Here is a 19294-nt window from a genome sequence, read left to right on the forward strand (position 1 = left end):
GACCGATCCTGGCCTTGATCCCGGTCCGTGCCGCGCCCATATAGCTATGAGCCGTGCCCGTATAGACTTGAAATGGCGGCCTTCACGGGCCATCGGCCACTAGCCATCCAAGATGAAGTCATCCCGTTGATGACGCAAAAGGTGAGTAAATGAATACCAAGTTTGATGAACTGCTGGAATTTCCCTGCAAATTCCCGTTCAAGGTGCTCGGCGTTGCCGACCCGGCGCTGCCGGAGATGGTGGTTGAGGTGCTGCAGCAGCACGCCCCCGGCACCTACAGCCCGACTGTCCAGCCCAGCTCCAAGGGCAACTACCACTCGGTTCGCGTGACCGTGACGGCCCAGAGCAAAGAGCACATCGAAGCGATGTACCACGCTCTTGGCAAGATTGAGCTGGTGAAGTACGTACTGTAATTTCTCTCTCGCCCCGTTCTGCGGGGCGACTGTTTTTGGCCGCAGCACGCCGCGAGGACACCATGTCATCCCAGATCCCCGCCCAGTCCAGCCTGATTGTCAGGCAGTTGGGTCGCCGCCCCTACCAGCCGGTATGGGACGCCATGAAAGCCTTCACCGACAACCGTACCAGTGACACCCCGGACGAGTTCTGGGTAGTCGAACACGATCCCGTCTACACCCAGGGGCAGGCTGGCAAGGCCGAGCACCTGCTCAATCCGGGCAATATCCCGGTGGTGCAAAGCGATCGCGGCGGTCAGGTGACCTATCACGGCCCGGGCCAGCTGGTGCTCTACGTACTGGTGGATGTCCGCCGTTGCAAATTCTCGGTCCGCGAGCTGGTGACCGCGCTGGAGACAGCCATCATCAACACCCTGGCCAACAGCGATATCCAGGCCTACGCCAAGGCCGATGCCCCCGGAGTCTATGTGAAAAATGACCTTGGCATGGAGGCCAAACTGGCCTCGCTCGGCCTGCGCATCCGCAAGGGGTGCTCGTTCCACGGGCTGGCCCTCAACATCAACATGGACATGACCCCCTTCCTGCACATCAATCCGTGCGGCTACGCGGGCATGGCCATGACCCAGACCAGCGCCCTGGGCGGCCCGCAAAGCGTGGCCGAGGCGCAATCCATTCTGGTGGCCGAGCTGGCCCGCCTGATTGGCTATCAAACAATAACAAACACCGAGAGTGAATCATGAGCAAACCCGTTCGTATGGAGCCGGGCGTCAAGCTGCGCGATGGCGACAAGATGGCCCTGATCCCGGTGAAATTCATGCCGGATCCCAACGAAGAACTCCTTCGCAAGCCGGACTGGATGCGGATCAAGCTGCCCCCTTCCAGCCAGAAGATCGAGCACATCAAGAGCACCCTGCGCAAGAACAAGCTGCACTCGGTATGTGAAGAGGCCTCCTGCCCCAATCTGGCCGAGTGCTTCAACCATGGCACCGCCACCTTCATGATCATGGGCGCCATCTGCACTCGTCGCTGCCCCTTCTGCGACGTGGCCCACGGCCGCCCGCTGGCGCTCGATCCGGAAGAGCCGAAGAAGCTGGCACTGACCATCAAGGAGATGAACCTCAAGTATGTGGTGATCACCTCGGTGGACCGCGACGATCTGCGCGACGGCGGTGCCCAGCACTTCGCCGACTGTATCAAGCAGATCCGCGAGCACAGCCCGCAGACCCGCATCGAGATCCTGACCCCGGACTTCCGTGGCCGGATGGAGCAGGCGCTGGAGGTGTTCCGCGAAACCCCGCCGGATGTCTTCAACCACAACCTGGAGACCGCCCCGCGCATGTATCGCGTCGCCCGCCCGGGTGCCGACTACAAGTGGTCGCTGGAGCTGCTGCGCCGCATCAAAGAGATGCACCCTGACGTACCAACCAAGTCCGGCGTCATGATGGGTCTGGGCGAGACCAACGAAGAGATCGTCCAGGTACTGAAAGATCTGCGCGAGCACGGCGTCAACATGCTGACTCTGGGCCAGTATCTGCAGCCGAGCCGCCACCACCTGCCGGTGAAGCGCTACGTGCCGCCTGCAGAGTTTGACGAGCTGAAAGAGGTCGCCATGGAGCTGGGCTTTACCCACGCCGCCTGCGGCCCCTTCGTGCGCTCCTCCTACCACGCGGATCTGCAAGCCAAGGGCGAAGAGGTCAAATAACCCCTTCACTCGCAGCAACAAAAAGAGCGCCTATTGGCGCTCTTTTTTATGGCTCAGCACTGATGGCTGATGCTGCGATATCAAGGTCGCTGCCGCTATCTCTGCACGCACCGATAGGGCTTGTGCAGCAGATCGGGCATAGTTTGCTGACCATCATGACCGGCAAATCGGACGCTCTGACAAGGCAAATTGTCTCATCAATGCAACAAATAGAAAATTCCAACCGATTTATTTGCAACAATCTGCGCCGTGAGCTTGGCCGCTACACGACAAGGCGGGTGTGAGTGCAATCCCCGACATGATCGTTAAGGGGGGACACTGCCCCCCTTGTCACTCCTCGAAGCGCCCCTGCTGATGCCAGCGCTGCAACTGGGCCAGCACCCGGGTTTCCCGCGCCGTCCACTGGGGACAGGGCCCCGCCAGCTGGGTCTTGTTGGTCTGCAGCGCCTCGTCGAGGGCAAACCAGCCGGGCACAAAACCGAGCCGGATCTCGTAGGGCTGTGGCTGTGGCGCCACCAGCTGCTCGCCAATCCGGCACAAATAGTAGAGTGAGCGAATGCAGTAGGCATCGAATCCCAGCTCACGGGCGAGGCGATACTCACGGACCTCACCGAGCAGAGCCCCCACCTCCAGCAGTTCAGCGCCACACTCTTCCAACAGCTCGCGAGCCAGTGCAGCGTCATGGCTTTCACCCGCCTCGACGCCACCGCCGGGAAACATCAAATCGCCGTTGACCCGGGAGTGCACCAGCAGCAGCTCATCGCCACGCAGCACCACGGCACGCACCGTGAGCCGCTCCAGAGTACGGCCATCGGTGACCACCTCGCCGTGCACAAACGAGTGGTCGAAAGGTTCGGGCCAAGAACTGGCCCCGGACGAATTGGTCATCATCTCCTCAGGGTCGGTAGCTACCGTTTTGCAATTGCTGAACTATCTCGGCAGCCCGCACATCGTAGCCATCCTGCTCGGTCTTGCTCAGCGTGTGGTAGATGCCAAAACGCTTGGCAGAGACCTCTGGCGCATCCTGAAACGACTCGCTCACCTTGCCCCACAGATAGGCCAGCCCGTACTGCTTCTGGCCCATATAGAGGGTACTGAGGGAGGTGAGCAGGCGGCTGTTGACCGACTCACCCTCGCGATAGAGGGAGAGGCCGTGGTGCAGAATGGCGATGGCCTTCTCGGGATCGCTCTTGGCGTAGATACCGCCGAGCGCCAGCTGCAGCTCGGGTTCATCCAGCGCCCTGGTACCCTCCAGCGCCATAAACTGCTGGCGGGCCAGCTCGTTGGTGTTGTTGGTCCAGTGCCAGAGCAGCAGGTAGGGATCCTGCGAGTTGCGGGTGGCGGCATCGAGTTGGGCCAGCTGCTCCCCTGCCGCCAGCATCCCCTCCACCCGCGGGCTCTTCTGCTCGCGGGCCCGTTTGTACTCGATGTTGGTGGAGTGCTCGGCGCACTTGAGATAGCGCTCGAGATTGCGCATCAGCTCGTACTTACGTCGATCCGTCCCCTCCTCCTTGAGATAGAAACGGCTGCGGATGATATCGGTACGCTCATAGCGGCACCAGCCGTCATCCACCAGATCCTGACAAAGCTCGGGAGAATTGCTGCATATGGAATGGAGCCGATCGTTATCGCAAGCAGCGACAGCAAGGCTGGCCGAGAGGATAAAGAGAGGCTGTCGCAGGGCAGTAGGGGTCATGGCTCACATCTGGCTAGTAACAGTGACTGGTAACAACAGGAGCCTCATGCGGCCACCTTCGGCTAGCAAACCGGTTACATATCCATTACAATGCGCGCGCCATATAAGGCCGCGATTGCAGAATACTATAACGAAATCGACACCCCTACACTGATCTGCATTCGACGAATTTTCTATTTACACCAACAACGTGAAATAAAGGATCTGGTCAATGACCCACGAGCACTACTTGCAAGCGTGGCAGGAGAGCCAGGAGCTCGCCGAAGCCATGCAGCCCTTGATTGGTCGCCTCTACCGCCAGCAAGGGATAGAGATCACCCTCTACGGCCGCCCGCTGCAAAATGCCTCCACCATCGATATCCTCAAGGCCCACCGGGTCGTCCGCCGCCACCAGGGCGCTCCCCTCCCCATCCAGCAAAGCTTTCCCCTGCTCCAGGCCATCGTGGCCCTGAAACCGACCGCCGCCGAGGTTGACCTTGGCAAGCTGGCCGTCGGCTACTGGCAGGATCACCAGGATGAAGCGGGGATCGAGGACTATCTGCAGGCCAAACTGGCACCGGCCCTGGGCAGCAGCCAGATGCCGCAGCCGACCGACCTGGTGCTCTACGGCTTTGGCCGTATCGGCCGCCTGCTTGCCCGCCTGCTGATTGAGCGCACCGGCGCCGCCAATCCGCTGCGACTGCGCGCCATCGTGGTACGCGGTGGTCGTGACGGGGATCTGGAGAAGCGTGCCAGCCTGCTGCGCCGTGACTCGGTGCACGGCCCCTTCAACGGCTCCATCGAGGTAGATGCGGAGCGCAGCGCCATCATCGCCAACGGCACCTTCATCCAGGTGATTTACGCCAATAGCCCGGCCGACATCGACTACACCGCCTATGGCATTCACGATGCGCTGATCGTCGACAACACCGGGGCCTGGCGCGATGAAGCGGGCCTCTCCGAACACCTCAAGGCGCGCGGTGCCGGCAAGGTACTGCTGACCGCCCCCGGCAAGGGGGAGATGAAGAACGTGGTGTTCGGCGTCAACCACGAGGTGATAGGCCCGGATGACAAGATCATCTCCGCGGCCTCCTGCACCACCAACGCCATCACTCCGGTGCTCAAGGTGATGCAGGAGCGGTACGGCATCCGCCACGGCCACGTGGAGACGGTCCACTCCTACACCAACGATCAGAACTTGATCGACAACTATCACAAAGGCGAGCGCCGCGGTCGCAGCGCCGCCCTCAACATGGTGATGACCAGCACCGGTGCCGCCAAGGCGGTGGCCAAGGCGCTGCCCGAACTCAAGGGCAAACTGACCGGTAATGCCATCCGGGTGCCGACTCCCAACGTCTCGCTGGCCATCATCAACCTGTCGCTGGAGCAGGCCACCGATCGGGAGAGCCTCAACACCTATCTGCAGCAGATGGCGCTAAGCTCGGCCCTCCATCGCCAGATCGACTTCAGCGCCAGCACCGAGCTGGTCTCCTCCGATATGGTGGGTTCCCGTTATGCGGGCATCGTCGACTCCCAGGCGACCATCGCCGAGGGGGATCACTGCGTGCTCTACGTATGGTATGACAACGAGTTCGGGTACAGTTGTCAGGTCGTGCGGGTGATGGAGCAGATGGCTGGCGTAGTCCGCCAGGATCTACCTGCATAGCCCGCCAGGATCTGCCTGCATAGCCCGATAGGGTCTACCTGCATGGCCCGCCAGGATCTGCCGGGCTGACCCCGAAGTTTATGGCTCAATAGTTCAAGGAGAAGGCCGGATGTCGTTTCAACAGGGTGAGTTTTTGCAAGCAATCAGGCAGATGCCCGCAGAGGTGTACGAGCGGCTCAAGACCGCGGTCGAGCTGGGCAAGTGGCCCGATGGCAAGCCCCTCACCGACGAGCAGAAGGCCACCTCCCTGCAAGCCGTGATGGCCTGGCAGGCGATGCACCTCGACAACCCGGAGCACATGAACATCGGCCGCGACGGCGAGATCGTGATGAAGAGCAAGAGCGAGCTCAAGCGGCTGTTTCGTGATGAACCACAGCCGGTTGAAGAGGAGATAGTGCGGGTCAATCTCAATCACTGAGACCACTCGCCATCCCGTCTCGCAGCGGCAAGTCGAACAGCGATGGTTTGATAAAATAATGCGATAAATAGCAAAGAGGGGAGCCATGATGGCTCCCCTCTTTTTTCCTATCTATCTATACAGGATGACTCATCCGCCAACCCTTCTCCCACCGGGGGAGAAGGGAGCAGGCTCGCAGCCTGCGGACAGTAAGCGGGTCACCTGCCGGCGATCTTCATGGCAAGCCTCGTGGCCAACAGCACCCCGATCTATCCCCTCTCCCGCCGGGAGAGGGTTAGGGTGAGGGGGCAACCTGTCAGGGGGTCAGCTCTCCGCGCAGGGACTGCTGCATCAGCTCGCGAATGCGGTGGGAGGGCAACTCCTGGCTCAGCAGGAAGTGCAGCTTGGTGAGCGCCGCTTCGGCAGTCATATCAAAGCCCGAGATAACCCCGGCCCGCGACAGGGCGTTGCCGGTAGCATAACCGCCCATGTTGACCTTGCCGTGCAAACACTGGCTCAGGTTGACGATGATGACGCCACGGGCCGAAGCCTCGGAGAGCAGCGCCAGCATGGCCGGGTTCTGCGGCGCATTGCCCACCCCGAACGACAGCAGGATCAGCGCCTTCACCGGCTGTTGCAGGATGTTGGCAATCACCTCGCTGGAGATCCCCGGATAGAGGGTCACCACGCCGATGGGCTGGGGGGTGATGTCATGCAGCACCAGCGGCAGCTCGGAGGGCACACCCAACTCACCCGCTTCCAGCGAGATGGCGATACCGGCATTGAGCAGCGGCGGATAGTTGGGTGAATCGAAGGCGTGGAAGCCATCGGCGTGCACCTTCTTGCTGCGGTTGCCGCGATAGAGCTGATTGTTGAAGAACAGCGTTACCTCGTGGATCGGGTAGTTGGCCGCGATGTAGAGGGCGTTGAGCAGGTTCTGCTGACCGTCGGAGCGCAGCTCGGCAAGCGGGATCTGGGAGCCGGTGATAATGACCGGTTTGTGCAGATCTTCCAGCATGAAGGAGAGCGCCGAGGCGGTGAATGACATGGTGTCGGTACCGTGCAAGATGACGAAACCGTCGTACTTCTCGTAGTTGTCGCGAATGTCTTCGGCGATGCGCTGCCAGTCTGCCGGCGTCATGTCGGAAGAGTCGATGAGGGGCGCATATTCGTGAATATGGTAATCCGGCATCTCGGGACGATGGAACTCGGGCATCCGTGCCAGACAGTCTTCCATAAAGCCCGCCATCGGCACGTAGCCGTGATCGGAACGCTGCATCCCTATGGTGCCGCCTGTGTAGGCAATGTAGATGGACTTCTTCACACCCTCTCCTCTCTGTGGGCCGAAAACCTGCGGATGATAAACCATTCGGAATGAACCGGCAGCTCAGATCCCGCGCGGTTTCCCCGCAGATTGGAAACCGGCGAATTATAGAGACTGGCGCCTCAAATGACAGCCGTTCTCTGCTCGTTTTTGGCGTTTAATCTCCATACCTCAATAGTGTTAAATTTCACAGTAAGACATTAAAACGAGTATTAATACGACAAAGTTGGAATTAAACGATGCTTTTTGCTACAATCCGCCGGATTTTGCTGAAATCTCATCTGGATGCCTGAACATTTCAGGCCCGCACAAGCCCCGTATTTTCCGGGGCGGGGAGATGTTTCCCCTTCTTTGTTGGCGCATAAGCCACACTGTTTTTATCCCGGCTGAATCTGTGAGTCTTCACCAACAGAAGGCACAGCCAATCAACATGGGAGTACTGAATGTTACAACTTGATTCTTACGCAACGCTGGTCGCTGCCACTCTGGTATTGCTGCTTGGCCGGGTGCTGGTCACCCGGGTCGGGCTGCTGCGCACCTTCAACATCCCCAAACCGGTTGCCGGCGGCCTGGTGGTCGCGCTGGTGCTACTGTTGCTGCGCTCCACCATGCAGATGGAGCTGCAATTTGATACCAGTCTGCAAACCCCGCTGATGCTGGCCTTTTTTGCCTCCATCGGTCTTTCCGCCGATCTCGCCAGCCTCAAGCGCGGCGGCAAGGCGGTGCTCACTTTCCTGCTGGTAGTTACCGGTCTGCTGCTGGTGCAGAACACGCTCGGGGTAGGTCTCGCGACTCTGCTCGGACTGGACCCTCACATGGGTCTGCTGGCTGGCTCCATCACCCTCTCCGGCGGTCACGGTACCGGCGCAGCCTGGAGTGCCACCTTCTCCGAGAAGTACGGGGTGCAATCCGCTGCCGAGCTGGCCATCGCCTGTGCCACCTTTGGTCTGGTGCTGGGTGGCCTGATCGGTGGTCCGGTAGCCCGCCATCTGGTGAAAAAGGTGCAGGTGCCCGGTGAGGAGCACAACAAGGACGATGCGCCGCAAGGCTTTGAAATGCCTGATCTGGAGCGCCCACTGACCACCTTTAGCCTCATTGAGACGCTGGCGCTGATCGCCATCAGCCTCAAGGGCGGTGAACTGCTCTCAGCTTCCCTCAAAGGCGGTGCTCTTGAGCTCCCCGTCTTCGTCTGTGTGCTGTTTATCGGTGTACTGCTGCGCAACGTGCTGACCCTGCTGAACTGGCATGAAGTGAGCGATCGCGAGGTTTCGCTGCTTGGCAACGTCAGTCTGTCGCTGTTCCTCGCCATGGCCCTGATGAGCCTGAAACTATGGGATCTGGCCAGCCTGGCGCTGCCCATCTTTATTCTGCTGGCCGCCCAGACGGTAGCAATGGCGCTCTACGCCATCTTCGTTACCTTCCGGGTAATGGGCAGCAACTACGATGCCGCCGTGCTGGCAGCGGGTCACTGCGGCTTCGGTCTGGGGGCAACCCCTACCGCGATTGCCAACATGCAGGCCATCACCCAGCGCTTCGGCCCCTCCCATCTGGCATTTTTGGTCGTCCCCATGGTCGGTGCCTTCTTCATCGATATCATCAACGCCATGGTGATCAAGCTGTTCCTGGCACTGCCCTTCCTGTAATCCCTAGTAGTCAGACGTATATGCAAAAGCGCCCACCAATCGGTGGGCGCTTTTTGTTTACTGGCCACGTCATCTTGTTTACTGGCTACGTCTTCCGTCAGCGGCCTCTGCGCCGGGCAATGTCGCGGCGCCACACGCCGGAATCAACATCCCAACCAAACACACCATGCAGGCAGACTCCATACATTCCGGATAACAACAAGCCCCGCAATCGGCCGAGTGCGGGGCTTGTTGATGACAGCCTAAAACCTGACGTTACAGGATAAAGGTCGACACCTGCTGGTTCAGATCGGTGGCTCTGCCCTTGAGGCTTTGTGCCTGATCCAGATCGCGCATGGCGGCAGCAGTGATCTCGTCACTTACATCCTTGATGGCGGTGGTGTTCTGGGTGATCTCGCCAGTTACCTGAGTCTGCTCCTCGGCCGCCGTGGCGATCTGACCCGCCATATCGGAGATGAGAGAGATGGCGCTGGTGATCTCTTCCAGTGCACGCACCGCTTGATCGGCATCCTGCACGCTGTTGTCTGCCAAGCCCTGACTGGTCTGCATCAGGCTCACTGCACGAGCAGTCGTCTGCTGCAGGGTCTCGATGGTGGACTGGATCTGCTGGGTGGAGTCCTGGGTGCGACGCGACAGCACCCGTACCTCGTCCGCCACCACGGCGAAACCACGACCCTGCTCACCGGCGCGGGCCGCCTCAATAGCCGCGTTCAGCGCCAGCAGGTTGGTCTGCTCGGCAATCCCCTGAATGGTGGAGAGGATGCTGGTGATGGCCTGCGCATGGCGACTCAGCTCACCGATCACCTCGGTCGCCTGTCCCACCTCTTCGGCCAGACCATTGATGGACTGACGGGTCTTGTTGACCAGCATCTTGCCCTGCTCACTGCTCTGGGCAGACTGCTGGGCTGCCGCTGCGGTGTTCTCGGCGTTGCCGGCGATCTCCATGGTAGCGCTCGCCATCTCGGTGACCGCAGTGGCGACCATGGTCACCTCCTGCTGCTGACGCTGCAGTTCGTCTACGGCAGCCTGATTGGTCACCAGACTGCGTTCGGCATCGGCATTCAGCTCGTTGGCCAGCTGACGGATATTGCCGATCAGCTGATGCTGGCTGCCTACAAAGCGGTTGAAGCTATTGGCCAATTGACCCACTTCGTCATTGGCGTCGATCTTGATGCGCTGGGTCAGATCACCGTTACCGTCGGCAATACGGGCCAGCGCCTGCGATACCTTGCCAAGCGGGCCGAGCAGCATGCTGACCAGCCAGGAGATGGCGAGAATGCTCGCAACCAGCACCAGCAGGGCCATTCCCAGTTGAGTCATCAGCAGAGAGGAGAGCGGCGCTTCCAGTGCGGCCTTATCGAGCACCAGCACCAGCTCCCAATCGGTATCGGGGATATCGGTCGCCCACAGCAGCTTGTCGCGCCCTTCGTTATCGAAGTAAGCAGGCACCAGGCTCGAATTGGCCTTGCTCTGATCAATCAGCGTATTGGTCAGATCGTTGTCGATCTCGGTAGCCGGTTTCATCGCCTTGGCCGCATCCTTGTAGGCGATGACGGTGCCATCCTTGTGCATCATGATGGCGAAACCGTCGGCAGGCAGCGTCATCTTGGTGATATCGTCCACCAGCGAGGCGATGGAGAGGTCACCCCCTACCACACCACCTTGCGCCGGTTGTGCCAGGGTCACCACCATGATGTTGTAAGCCACATCGAGATAGGGTTTGGTGACGATAAGGCCACCCTTGCCCATCGCCTCCTGATACCAGCCACGGGAGCGCGGATCATACCCGTTACGATTGATGGAGGGATCGGAGTCGTTCATCTTGCCGCCGCTCTCGCCAAAATAGGTGAGCTGGAAGCGACCTGAGGTTTGCGCCTGCTGCAGGGCATTCAGGGGCTCGCCACTGATCTTGCTGCCGAGCGCCTGGATCACATCGCGACGGGCCGCGAGCCAATCACTGACGCTGGTCGCCTGCTGGCTACCCAGCCGCTGCACCTGTTCCTGGCTGCCTTGCAGCAGCAACGCCTTCTGACTGCTATAGCTCTGCCAGGAGAGCAACAAGATCACCAACGAAAGGGCGATCACCACCGACAACAGTATTTTCTGTTTGAGTGATAGGTTTTTCATCATATTTTCTTCTTATGAATGAGGTGAGGAGCGGGTTTTTCCCTAAAAGTGCACAACACTACCTACTCATTAGCGACCTGCACGGCCAAAACTGAACCTAAAAATGGGTCTGAAGACGATATTTTCTGCCAAGACAGTGGAAACGACACCAGAAATTGACTACATGGGGCGAGCAGGCCAAGGCAACCCTGTTTATTCCTTCCACAATTGGCTAGAATATCCCGTTTTTAAGTCACATCGACCCTGAGAGTCTTCACGATGTTCGAAGTTAATCCCGTATTAAATAAACTTAAGGAGCTGTCTGAGCGGACCGAGCTTCTTAGGGGGTACCTTTGACTATGACGCCAAGAAAGAGCGTCTAGAAGAGGTCAACGCCGAGCTGGAACAGCCGGACGTCTGGAATGAACCCGAGCGCGCACAGGCGCTGGGCAAAGAGCGTGTAACGCTGGAAAACGTGGTCGGCACCATCGACACCCTGACCCAGGGCGTAGATGACGTCGAGATGCTGGTGAGCCTGGCCGTGGAAGGGGAAGACGAAGAGACCTTCAACGAAGCCATCGCCGAATCCGAACAGCTGGAAGCCAAGCTGGTGGATCTCGAATTCCGCCGCATGTTCTCCGGTCAGCACGACGGCTCCGACTGCTATATCGACATCCAGTCCGGCTCCGGTGGTACCGAAGCGCAGGATTGGGCCAACATGGTCCTGCGCATGTACCTGCGCTGGGGCGATGCCCACGGCTACAAGCCCGAGCTGATCGAATGCTCCGAAGGCGATGTGGCTGGCATCAAGTCCGCCACCATCAAGTTCACCGGCGAATATGCGTTCGGCTGGCTGCGCACTGAAACCGGCGTCCACCGTCTGGTTCGCAAGTCACCGTTCGATTCCGGTGGCCGCCGTCACACCTCTTTCTGTTCTGTGTTCGTCTACCCCGAAATCGACGACGATATCGATATCGAGATCAACCCGGCGGATCTGCGGATCGACGTCTACCGCGCCTCCGGTGCCGGTGGTCAGCACGTTAACCGAACCGAATCCGCGGTGCGTATTACCCACGTTCCGACCGGTGTCGTGGTACAGTGCCAGAACGACCGTTCCCAGCACAAAAACAAAGACCAGTGTATGAAGCAACTGAAAGCCAAGCTCTACGAGCTGGAAATTCAGAAGCAGAACGCTGAGAAACAAGCCCTGGAAGAGACCAAGTCCGATATCGGTTGGGGCAGCCAGATCCGTTCCTATGTGCTGGATGACTCCCGTATCAAGGATCTGCGCACCGGCGTCGAAACCCGTAATACCCAATCGGTGCTCGACGGTGACTTGGACAAGTTTATCGAAGCCAGCCTGAAATCAGGTCTGTAAACAAGCAGGAATCACCATGTCTGAACAAACCATCACTCCGGAAGTCGATCACTCACTCGAACTCAACAACGAGATGACTGAGCGTCGTTCCAAGCTGGCCGCCCTGCGCGCCCAGGGTAATCCTTTCCCCAACGACTTCCGTCGCGACAGCCTCTCTGGCGATCTGCACGCAGAGTTTGACGACAAGAGCGCCGAGGAGCTGACGAGCCTGGGTAAACGGGTGAAGATTGCCGGTCGCATCATGACCCGCCGGATCATGGGCAAGGCTTCTTTCGCCACCCTGCAGGACATGGCCGGCAAGATCCAGGTCTACGTCACCCGTGACGACCTGCCGGAAGGTTTCTACAACGAGCAGTTCAAGAAGTGGGATCTGGGCGACATCGTGGGTGTCGAAGGTACCCTGTTCAAGACCCAGACCGGTGAACTCTCCGTTCACGTTTCCGATATCCGCCTGCTGACCAAGGCACTGCGCCCGCTGCCCGAGAAGCACAAAGGCCTGACCGACCAGGAAGCTCGCTGCCGCCAGCGTTATCTGGATCTGATCGCCAACGAAGAGTCCCGCAAGACCTTCGTGACCCGTACCAAAGTGGTTGCCGGTATCCGCAAGTTCTTCAACGAAAAGCGCTTCATGGAAGTGGAAACCCCGATGATGCAAGTCATCCCGGGTGGTGCCTCCGCGCGTCCGTTCGTCACTCACCACAATGCGCTGGACATCGACATGTACCTGCGTATCGCACCGGAGCTCTACCTGAAGCGCCTGGTGGTAGGTGGTTTCGAGCGTGTCTACGAGATCAACCGCAACTTCCGTAACGAAGGTATCTCGGTGCGTCACAACCCCGAGTTCACCATGATCGAGTTCTACATGGCCTACGCCGACTACATCGATCTGATGGACCTGACCGAAGAGCTGCTGCGCACCCTGGCGCAGGACATTCTGGGCGACACCAAGATCCGTTACGCCAAAGAGGGCGAAGAGGGTCTGACCATCGATTTCGGTCAGCCGTTCCAGCGCCTGACCATGGTCGAGTCCATCCTGAAGTTCAACGCGGATGTGACCCTGGACGATCTGGCTACCCTCGAGAGCGCCAAGGCCGTTGCCAAGCGTCTGCACATCGAGCTGATGAAGGGCTGGGAGCTGGGTCACGTGATCACCGCGATCTTCGAAGAGACCGTGGAGCACATGCTGCTGCAACCGACCTTCATCACCGAGTACCCGGCTGCCGTTTCTCCGCTGGCTCGCCGTAACGACGTGAACCCGGACGTGACCGACCGCTTCGAATTCTTCATCGGTGGCCGCGAGCTGGCCAACGGCTTCTCCGAGCTGAACGATGCAGAAGACCAGGCCAAGCGCTTCCAGGATCAGGTTGATCAGAAAGCCGCAGGCGACGACGAAGCCATGTTCTACGACGCCGACTTCGTTACCGCGCTGGAACACGGCCTGCCGCCGACTGCCGGTCAGGGTATCGGTATCGACCGTCTGGTAATGCTGTTCACCAACAGCCACACCATCCGCGACGTTATCCTGTTCCCGGCTCTGCGTCCGCAGAAGTAAGGTTCATGCCCGCCGGGATCCATCCCGAGCGCGATAGCTTGAAAACGCCCCGCAACCGCGGGGCGTTTTTTATGGCGAGCACAAACTGGCGGCGAACGCTCAATACGCCGCCAGCTTGCCGCTTATGAGGCCGAAGGCAGCAGCCACTCCCCCTGCCACAATGTGACGGCCTGACCTGCCATCAGCACCCTATTTTCCTGCAGCTCAAGCCGCAGCTCGCCACCGCGGGCCGAGATCTGGCGGGCCCGCAGTTGCTGTTTGCCGAGCCGCTCGGCCCAGAAAGGAACCAAAGCACAGTGGTTGGAGCCGGTCACCGGGTCCTCCTCCACCCCGACCCAAGGGGCAAAATAGCGGGAGACGAAGTCATGATCCGGGTCGCTTGAGGGCGCCGTGACTATCAGCCCCCGTCCCGGCAAGGCGCGCAACGCATGAAAATCAGGCGAAAGTGCGCGGACTTCCTCCTCGCTGGCCAGCTCCAGCAAAAACTTGGCCCCAGCCGCCAGGATTTGCAGTGGCTGGCAACCGATTGCAGCAGAATAAGCAGGATCCAGCGTCTGTGGCGTCAACGCGATACGTGGAAAATCGAGCCATATCCACTCCCCTTCGCGCCGGGCCAGCAGTTCGCCACTGCGCGTTTCGAAGCAGATTGCCTCATCCTCGGCCACCTCTCCCGTCTGCCACAGCACGTGGGCCGCAGCCAGAGTGCCATGACCACAGAGATCCACCTCCACCTTGGGGGTGAACCAGCGCAACTGATAACGGGCCCGGCCAAGAGGCACCAGAAAGGCGGTCTCCGACAGGTTGAACTCGGCTGCCATGGCCAGCAGGCGGGCATCTGGCTGATTCGGCCCCAGCGCCACCACTGCCGGGTTGCCGCCAAAGAGCTGCTGGCTGAAGGCATTGACATGAAACAATCTGATGGTCGACATTCACACTTCCTGTATTTTTCAAACGGGCTCATTTATTGCTCTTTATACCATGGGGCTCCTGTCGACCTGAGTCACTTCCCGATCGAACCAACGCGCCTTTTAATGCAGTAATAGAATAAAGAAGACATTTTTATTCTTTGTTGTTAGCTATCCCACCCCTTACCCTGACCGAAAATCAGACCATGGAAGACGCGTGTGATGCAATTGAAGGACTCCCCATTCAACCTCTCCCCCCTCTCTGACGAGCAGCAACGTCAGCTGGGTCAGGTACTCTCGACCCTCAATACCCAGCAACTGGTCTGGGTGAGCGGATATCTCTACGGGCTCTCCCAAACCGGTTTACAGACTGCCGTGACCAGCAGTGCCATCGCCACCCCAAGTGGCAACCTGACCATTCTCTACGGCTCCCAGACAGGCAACGCCAAGGGCGTAGCCAGTGCCATCAAGGCGCAGGCCGAGGCCCGTGGCCTGCCCGTCACCCTCGCGTCAATGGCCGACTACAAACCCAAGCAGCTCAAGAAAGAGAGCCACCTGCTGGTGGTAGTGAGCACTTACGGGGAGGGTGAGCCGCCGGAGAGTGCCGTCGACCTCCACGACCAGCTGAAGAAAGGCAAGGTCGGCAAACTCGATGGCCTCAAGTTCGCCGTGCTGGGGCTGGGTGACAGCTCCTACGAATTCTTCTGCCAGACCGGCAAAGATTTTGACAACTTCCTCGCCACCGCTGGGGCCGAGCGGGTTTATGAGCTCGCCAGTCTCGATGTGGATTATCAGGATGCCGCCAGAAGCTGGGGAGAGCAGGCCATCAACGCCATTGCCGCGACCCTTTCTACCGGTACGGCCAGCAGCAGCGTGGCAAGCGCGGTGCAGCAGGCGGTTGGCCACAGCCAGTACAGCAAGGAGAACCCCTTCCCTGCCCGCCTGTCGGTCAATCAGAAGATCACCGGCCGGGATTCCACCAAAGATATCCGTCACATCGAGATCAATCTGGCCGACTCCGGCCTCAGCTACCAACCGGGGGATGCCCTCGGCGTCTGGTTCGACAACGATGCCGATCTGGTGGGCGAAGTATTGGCCCTGACTGGCCTCTCAGGCGATGAAGCCACCGCCCGCGGCAGCCTGCGCGAAGTGCTCACCCGCGAGCTGGAGCTGACCCGCTTGCACGGCGGCTTTATCACAGGACTTGCTGACATATCAGGCAACGCTGCACTGAAAGATCTGGCCGGCGACAAGGTTCAGGTCAATGGGCTGGTGGCCTCTGCCCAAGTGGTGGATGTACTGAAGCGCTTCCCGACCGTACTCACGGCCGAACAGCTGGTCGGGCTGCTACGCCCCCTCACCCCGCGCCTCTACTCCATCGCATCAAGCCAGAGCGAAGTGGAAGAGGAGGTGCACCTGACAGTAGGGGTGGTGCGCTACCCGCAGGAAGATGGCACCGTGCGCAGTGGCGGAGCCTCATCCTATCTGGCGGACCGGCTGATCGAGGATGGAGAGGTACGAGTGTTTGTGGAACACAACGACAACTTCCGCCTGCCGCAAAACCCCGACACCCCTGTCATCATGGTGGGCCCGGGCACCGGCATTGCCCCGTTCCGCGCCTTTATGCAGGGGCGGGAAGTGCAGGGGGCCAAGGGCAAAAACTGGCTCTTCTTCGGCAACCCGCACTTTACCCAGGATTTCCTCTATCAGGTGGAGTGGCAGCGTTATGTGAAATCGGGGCTACTGTCGAAGATCTCGCTGGCCTTCAGCCGGGATCAGGCCAACAAGATTTATGTGCAGGACCGCCTGCGCGAAGCGGGCCAAGAGCTCTACCAGTGGCTGGAAGCAGGCGCTCACTTCTATGTGTGTGGTGACGCCAACAAGATGGCCAAGGATGTGCAGGAGGCCCTGCTGGATGTGATTGCCGAACACGGCCACAAGAGCCGTGAGGAAGCAGAAGAGTATTTGAGCGAATTGCGTCGTGCCAAACGTTATCAAAGGGATGTCTATTAATGAGCAAACAACCTCTTTCTCACCCAAAAGCGGGACCGGTCGAAGGACCGCTGGCCGACAACGAACGTCTCAAGCGCGAGAGCAACTTTCTGCGCGGTACCATAGAACAGGATCTGCAGGACCCGCTCACCGGCGGCTTCAACGGCGACAACTTCCAGCTGATCCGCTTTCACGGCATGTACCAGCAAGATGACCGCGACATCCGCCCAGAGCGCGCCGCCCAGAAGCTGGAGCCGCTGCACAACGTCATGCTGCGTGCCCGCCTGCCGGGGGGGATCATCACCCCGGCCCAGTGGCAAATCATCGACAAGTTCGCCGAGGAGCACAGTCTGTATGGCAGCATCCGCCTGACCACCCGTCAGACCTTCCAGTTTCACGGGGTATTGAAGCGCGACATCAAGCTGATGCACCAGACCCTCAACAGCACCGGCATCGACAGCATAGCCACCGCAGGCGACGTGAACCGCAACGTACTCTGCACCAGCAATCCGGTGGAATCCGAGCTGCATCAGGAGGCCTACGAGTGGGCCAAGAAGATCTCCGAGCACCTGCTGCCCAAGACCCGCGCCTACGTGGAGATCTGGCTGGACGGTGAAAAACTGGGGCAGGACGAAGAGCCGATCCTGGGCTCCAACTACCTGCCACGCAAATTCAAGACCACAGTGGTGATCCCCCCTCACAACGACGTGGATATCCACGCCAACGATCTCAACTTCGTGGCGATTGCCGAGCACGGCAAGCTGGTGGGCTTCAACGTGTTGGTGGGCGGCGGTCTTGCCATGACCCACGGCGACACCAGCACCTACCCGCGCAAGGCGAGCGATTTTGGCTTCATCCCACTCTCTCACGTGCTGGAAGTGGCGGCCGCCGTAGTGACCACCCAGCGCGACTGGGGCAACCGGGTCAACCGCAAGAACGCCAAGACCAAGTACACCCTTGAACGTGTTGGCGTCGAGGCTTTCAAGGCTGAGGTGGAGAGCCGCGCTGGCATCCAGTTCGGGCCGGTTCGCCCCTATGAGTTCACCAGCCGTGGCGATCGCTTCGGTTGGGTCGAGGGGATCGACGGCAAGCACCACCTCACCCTGTTTATCGAGAATGGCCGCCTGCTGGACTTCCCGGGCAAGCCGCTCAAAACCGGCATGCTGGAAATTGCCAAGGTGCATCAGGGGGATTTTCGCCTCACCGCCAACCAGAACCTGATCATCGCAGGCGTGCCTGCCAGCGAGAAGGCCCGCATTGAAGGGCTGGCGCGCCAATATGGCCTGTTGGATGACGGCGTGAGCGAGCAGCGCAAGCAGTCCATGGCCTGTGTCGCCCTGCCCACCTGCCCGCTGGCGATGGCCGAAGCGGAGCGCATGCTGCCCGCCTTTGTCACCGACATCGAAGGGCTGCTGGCCAAACACAGTCTGGCGAATGACGCCATCGTCTTCCGGGTCACCGGCTGCCCCAACGGCTGCGGCCGGGCCATGCTGGCGGAAGTAGGTCTGGTAGGCAAGGCGCCCGACCGCTACAACCTGCATCTGGGGGGGAACCTGGAGGGCACCCGCATTCCGCGCCTCTATCGGGAGAACATCACCGAGCCGCAGATCCTGGCCGAGCTGGATGCTCTGATCGGCCGCTGGGCCAGCGAGCGCAACGAACACGAGTGCTTCGGCGACTTCGTGATCCGGGTTGGGGTGATTGCTCCCGTTATCGATTCCGCGAGGGACTTCTATGCAGCCTGATCAAACCGATAGCAGGCTGCTAGAGCGCACCGCCGACGGCCGACTCGACCTCGACGCCCTGCTGGCCTTGAGTCGCGAGGAGCAGATCGAGGCGCTGGCGCCCCTCAACCGGGAGCTGGATGCCATGAGCGCCACCGAGCGGGTGCGCTGGGCGCTGGCCAATCTGCCGGGGGAGCATGTGCTCTCCTCCAGCTTCGGCATTCAGGCAGCGCTGATGCTCCATCTGGTAAGCCGCGAGCGGGCCGATGTACCGGTAGTGCTGACCGATACCGGTTATCTGTTCCCGGAGACCTACCGCTTCATCGACGAGCTGACCGAGCGCCTCGCGCTCAACCTGAAGATCTATCGGGCCGAACTCAGTCCGGCCTGGCAGGAGGCCCGCTTCGGCCTCCTGTGGGAGCAGGGGGTGGAGGGGATCACCCGCTACAACCAGCTCAACAAGGTGGAGCCCATGGACCGCGCCCTGAACGAGCTGGGTGCCCAGACCTGGTTCTCCGGCCTGCGCCGGGAGCAATCCGGCAGCCGGGGCAAGCTGCCGGTGCTGGCAATCCAGCGCGGCCGCTTCAAGTTCCTGCCGGTGATCGACTGGAGCAATAAGGACGTCTTCTACTACTTCAAGGAGTTCGACCTGCCCTACCACCCCTTGTGGGAGCAGGGCTACCTCTCGGTGGGCGACGTGCACACCACCGCCAAGTGGGAGCCCGGCATGAGCGAGGAGCAGACCCGCTTCTTCGGCCTCAAGCGCGAGTGCGGCTTGCACGAAGAGAGCGGCGAAAACGGCGGTTCGGGGATCTGA

General features: G+C 60.1%; 17 protein-coding genes. 12 read left to right on the forward strand and 5 right to left on the reverse strand.

The window, feature by feature from the left end:
- Positions 1–149: 149 nt before the first annotated feature.
- The 4 genes from ybeD to ACE1BR_RS11465 all read left to right on the forward strand — a co-directional run bounded on the left by ybeD (position 150) and on the right by ACE1BR_RS11465 (position 2399).
- Positions 150–413 carry a DUF493 family protein YbeD gene (gene ybeD, locus ACE1BR_RS11450; protein ID WP_005335178.1) on the forward strand — a complete coding sequence of 88 codons (264 nt, stop codon included), beginning with the start codon at positions 150–152 and terminating at the stop codon, positions 411–413.
- A 62-nt stretch (positions 414–475) separates the two neighbouring features.
- Entirely contained in the window at positions 476–1153 is a 678-nt protein-coding gene (gene lipB / locus ACE1BR_RS11455) for a lipoyl(octanoyl) transferase LipB (RefSeq protein ID WP_374870350.1), read from the forward strand.
- Positions 1150–2115: a lipoyl synthase gene (gene lipA, locus ACE1BR_RS11460; RefSeq protein ID WP_374870352.1), complete on the forward strand. Its 966-nt coding sequence runs from the start codon at positions 1150–1152 to the stop codon at positions 2113–2115. The genes lipB and lipA overlap by 4 nt, the downstream gene beginning before the upstream one ends.
- 62 nt (positions 2116–2177) lie before the next feature.
- Positions 2178–2399 (forward strand): hypothetical protein, encoded by a 222-nt coding sequence (locus ACE1BR_RS11465; RefSeq protein ID WP_374870354.1) that lies wholly within the window; start codon positions 2178–2180, stop codon positions 2397–2399.
- A gap of 46 nt (positions 2400–2445) precedes the next feature.
- Here the strand turns inward: ACE1BR_RS11465 and ACE1BR_RS11470 are convergent, their stop codons facing one another.
- Entirely contained in the window at positions 2446–3003 is a 558-nt protein-coding gene (locus tag ACE1BR_RS11470; protein WP_374870356.1) for an NUDIX domain-containing protein, read from the reverse strand.
- Between the two features lie 7 nt (positions 3004–3010).
- Positions 3011–3811, reverse strand: a complete 801-nt coding sequence (locus ACE1BR_RS11475; RefSeq protein WP_374870358.1) for a DUF2989 domain-containing protein — start codon at positions 3809–3811, stop codon at positions 3011–3013.
- 211 nt (positions 3812–4022) lie between these two features.
- Here ACE1BR_RS11475 and ACE1BR_RS11480 point away from each other — a divergent pair, with 211 nt between their 5' ends.
- Positions 4023–5456: a glyceraldehyde-3-phosphate dehydrogenase gene (locus tag ACE1BR_RS11480; protein WP_374870360.1), complete on the forward strand. Its 1434-nt coding sequence runs from the start codon at positions 4023–4025 to the stop codon at positions 5454–5456.
- A 109-nt stretch (positions 5457–5565) separates the two neighbouring features.
- On the forward strand, positions 5566–5874 hold the full coding sequence (locus ACE1BR_RS11485; RefSeq protein WP_267529810.1) for a YeaC family protein: 309 nt from the start codon (positions 5566–5568) through the stop codon (positions 5872–5874).
- 295 nt (positions 5875–6169) lie between these two features.
- On the opposite strand, the gene ansA is transcribed toward ACE1BR_RS11485, so the two are convergent.
- Entirely contained in the window at positions 6170–7177 is a 1008-nt protein-coding gene (gene ansA, locus ACE1BR_RS11490) for an asparaginase (protein ID WP_374870363.1), read from the reverse strand.
- Between the two features lie 443 nt (positions 7178–7620).
- On the opposite strand from ansA, the gene gltS reads away from it, so the two are divergent.
- On the forward strand, positions 7621–8820 hold the full coding sequence (gene gltS / locus ACE1BR_RS11495) for a sodium/glutamate symporter (RefSeq protein WP_374870365.1): 1200 nt from the start codon (positions 7621–7623) through the stop codon (positions 8818–8820).
- 255 nt (positions 8821–9075) lie between these two features.
- Here gltS and ACE1BR_RS11500 read toward each other — a convergent pair whose 3' ends face one another.
- A complete protein-coding gene (locus ACE1BR_RS11500; RefSeq protein ID WP_374870367.1) occupies positions 9076–10947 on the reverse strand; it encodes a methyl-accepting chemotaxis protein in 1872 nt (623 codons plus the stop codon).
- Positions 10948–11205: 258 nt separating this feature from the next.
- On the opposite strand from ACE1BR_RS11500, the gene prfB reads away from it, so the two are divergent.
- Both prfB and lysS read left to right on the forward strand, forming a co-directional pair.
- Positions 11206–12304, forward strand: a protein-coding gene (gene prfB, locus ACE1BR_RS11505) for a peptide chain release factor 2 (RefSeq protein ID WP_201979590.1) whose coding sequence is annotated in 2 segments (ribosomal slippage) — positions 11206–11280 and positions 11282–12304 — 1098 coding nt in all. Because the reading frame shifts where the segments join, the coding sequence is not laid out codon by codon here.
- A 16-nt stretch (positions 12305–12320) separates the two neighbouring features.
- Complete coding sequence (gene lysS, locus ACE1BR_RS11510) at positions 12321–13856, forward strand: lysine--tRNA ligase (protein WP_374870369.1); 1536 nt, start codon at positions 12321–12323, stop codon at positions 13854–13856.
- Between the two features lie 122 nt (positions 13857–13978).
- On the opposite strand, the gene ACE1BR_RS11515 is transcribed toward lysS, so the two are convergent.
- A complete protein-coding gene (locus ACE1BR_RS11515) occupies positions 13979–14785 on the reverse strand; it encodes a PhzF family phenazine biosynthesis protein (protein ID WP_374870371.1) in 807 nt (268 codons plus the stop codon).
- A gap of 198 nt (positions 14786–14983) precedes the next feature.
- Here ACE1BR_RS11515 and ACE1BR_RS11520 point away from each other — a divergent pair, with 198 nt between their 5' ends.
- Genes ACE1BR_RS11520 through ACE1BR_RS11530 form a run of 3 tightly spaced genes read left to right on the forward strand, consistent with a single transcriptional unit; the run spans position 14984 to position 19294 of the window.
- Complete coding sequence (locus tag ACE1BR_RS11520) at positions 14984–16774, forward strand: assimilatory sulfite reductase (NADPH) flavoprotein subunit (RefSeq protein ID WP_374870509.1); 1791 nt, start codon at positions 14984–14986, stop codon at positions 16772–16774.
- Positions 16774–18498: an assimilatory sulfite reductase (NADPH) hemoprotein subunit gene (cysI, locus tag ACE1BR_RS11525; protein WP_374870373.1), complete on the forward strand. Its 1725-nt coding sequence runs from the start codon at positions 16774–16776 to the stop codon at positions 18496–18498. The genes ACE1BR_RS11520 and cysI overlap by 1 nt, the downstream gene beginning before the upstream one ends.
- On the forward strand, positions 18488–19294 hold the full coding sequence (locus tag ACE1BR_RS11530; RefSeq protein WP_374870375.1) for a phosphoadenylyl-sulfate reductase: 807 nt from the start codon (positions 18488–18490) through the stop codon (positions 19292–19294). The genes cysI and ACE1BR_RS11530 overlap by 11 nt, the downstream gene beginning before the upstream one ends.

Source organism: Aeromonas sp. MdU4 (genome assembly GCF_041929505.1).
In the GTDB taxonomy this organism is placed as follows: domain Bacteria; phylum Pseudomonadota; class Gammaproteobacteria; order Enterobacterales; family Aeromonadaceae; genus Aeromonas.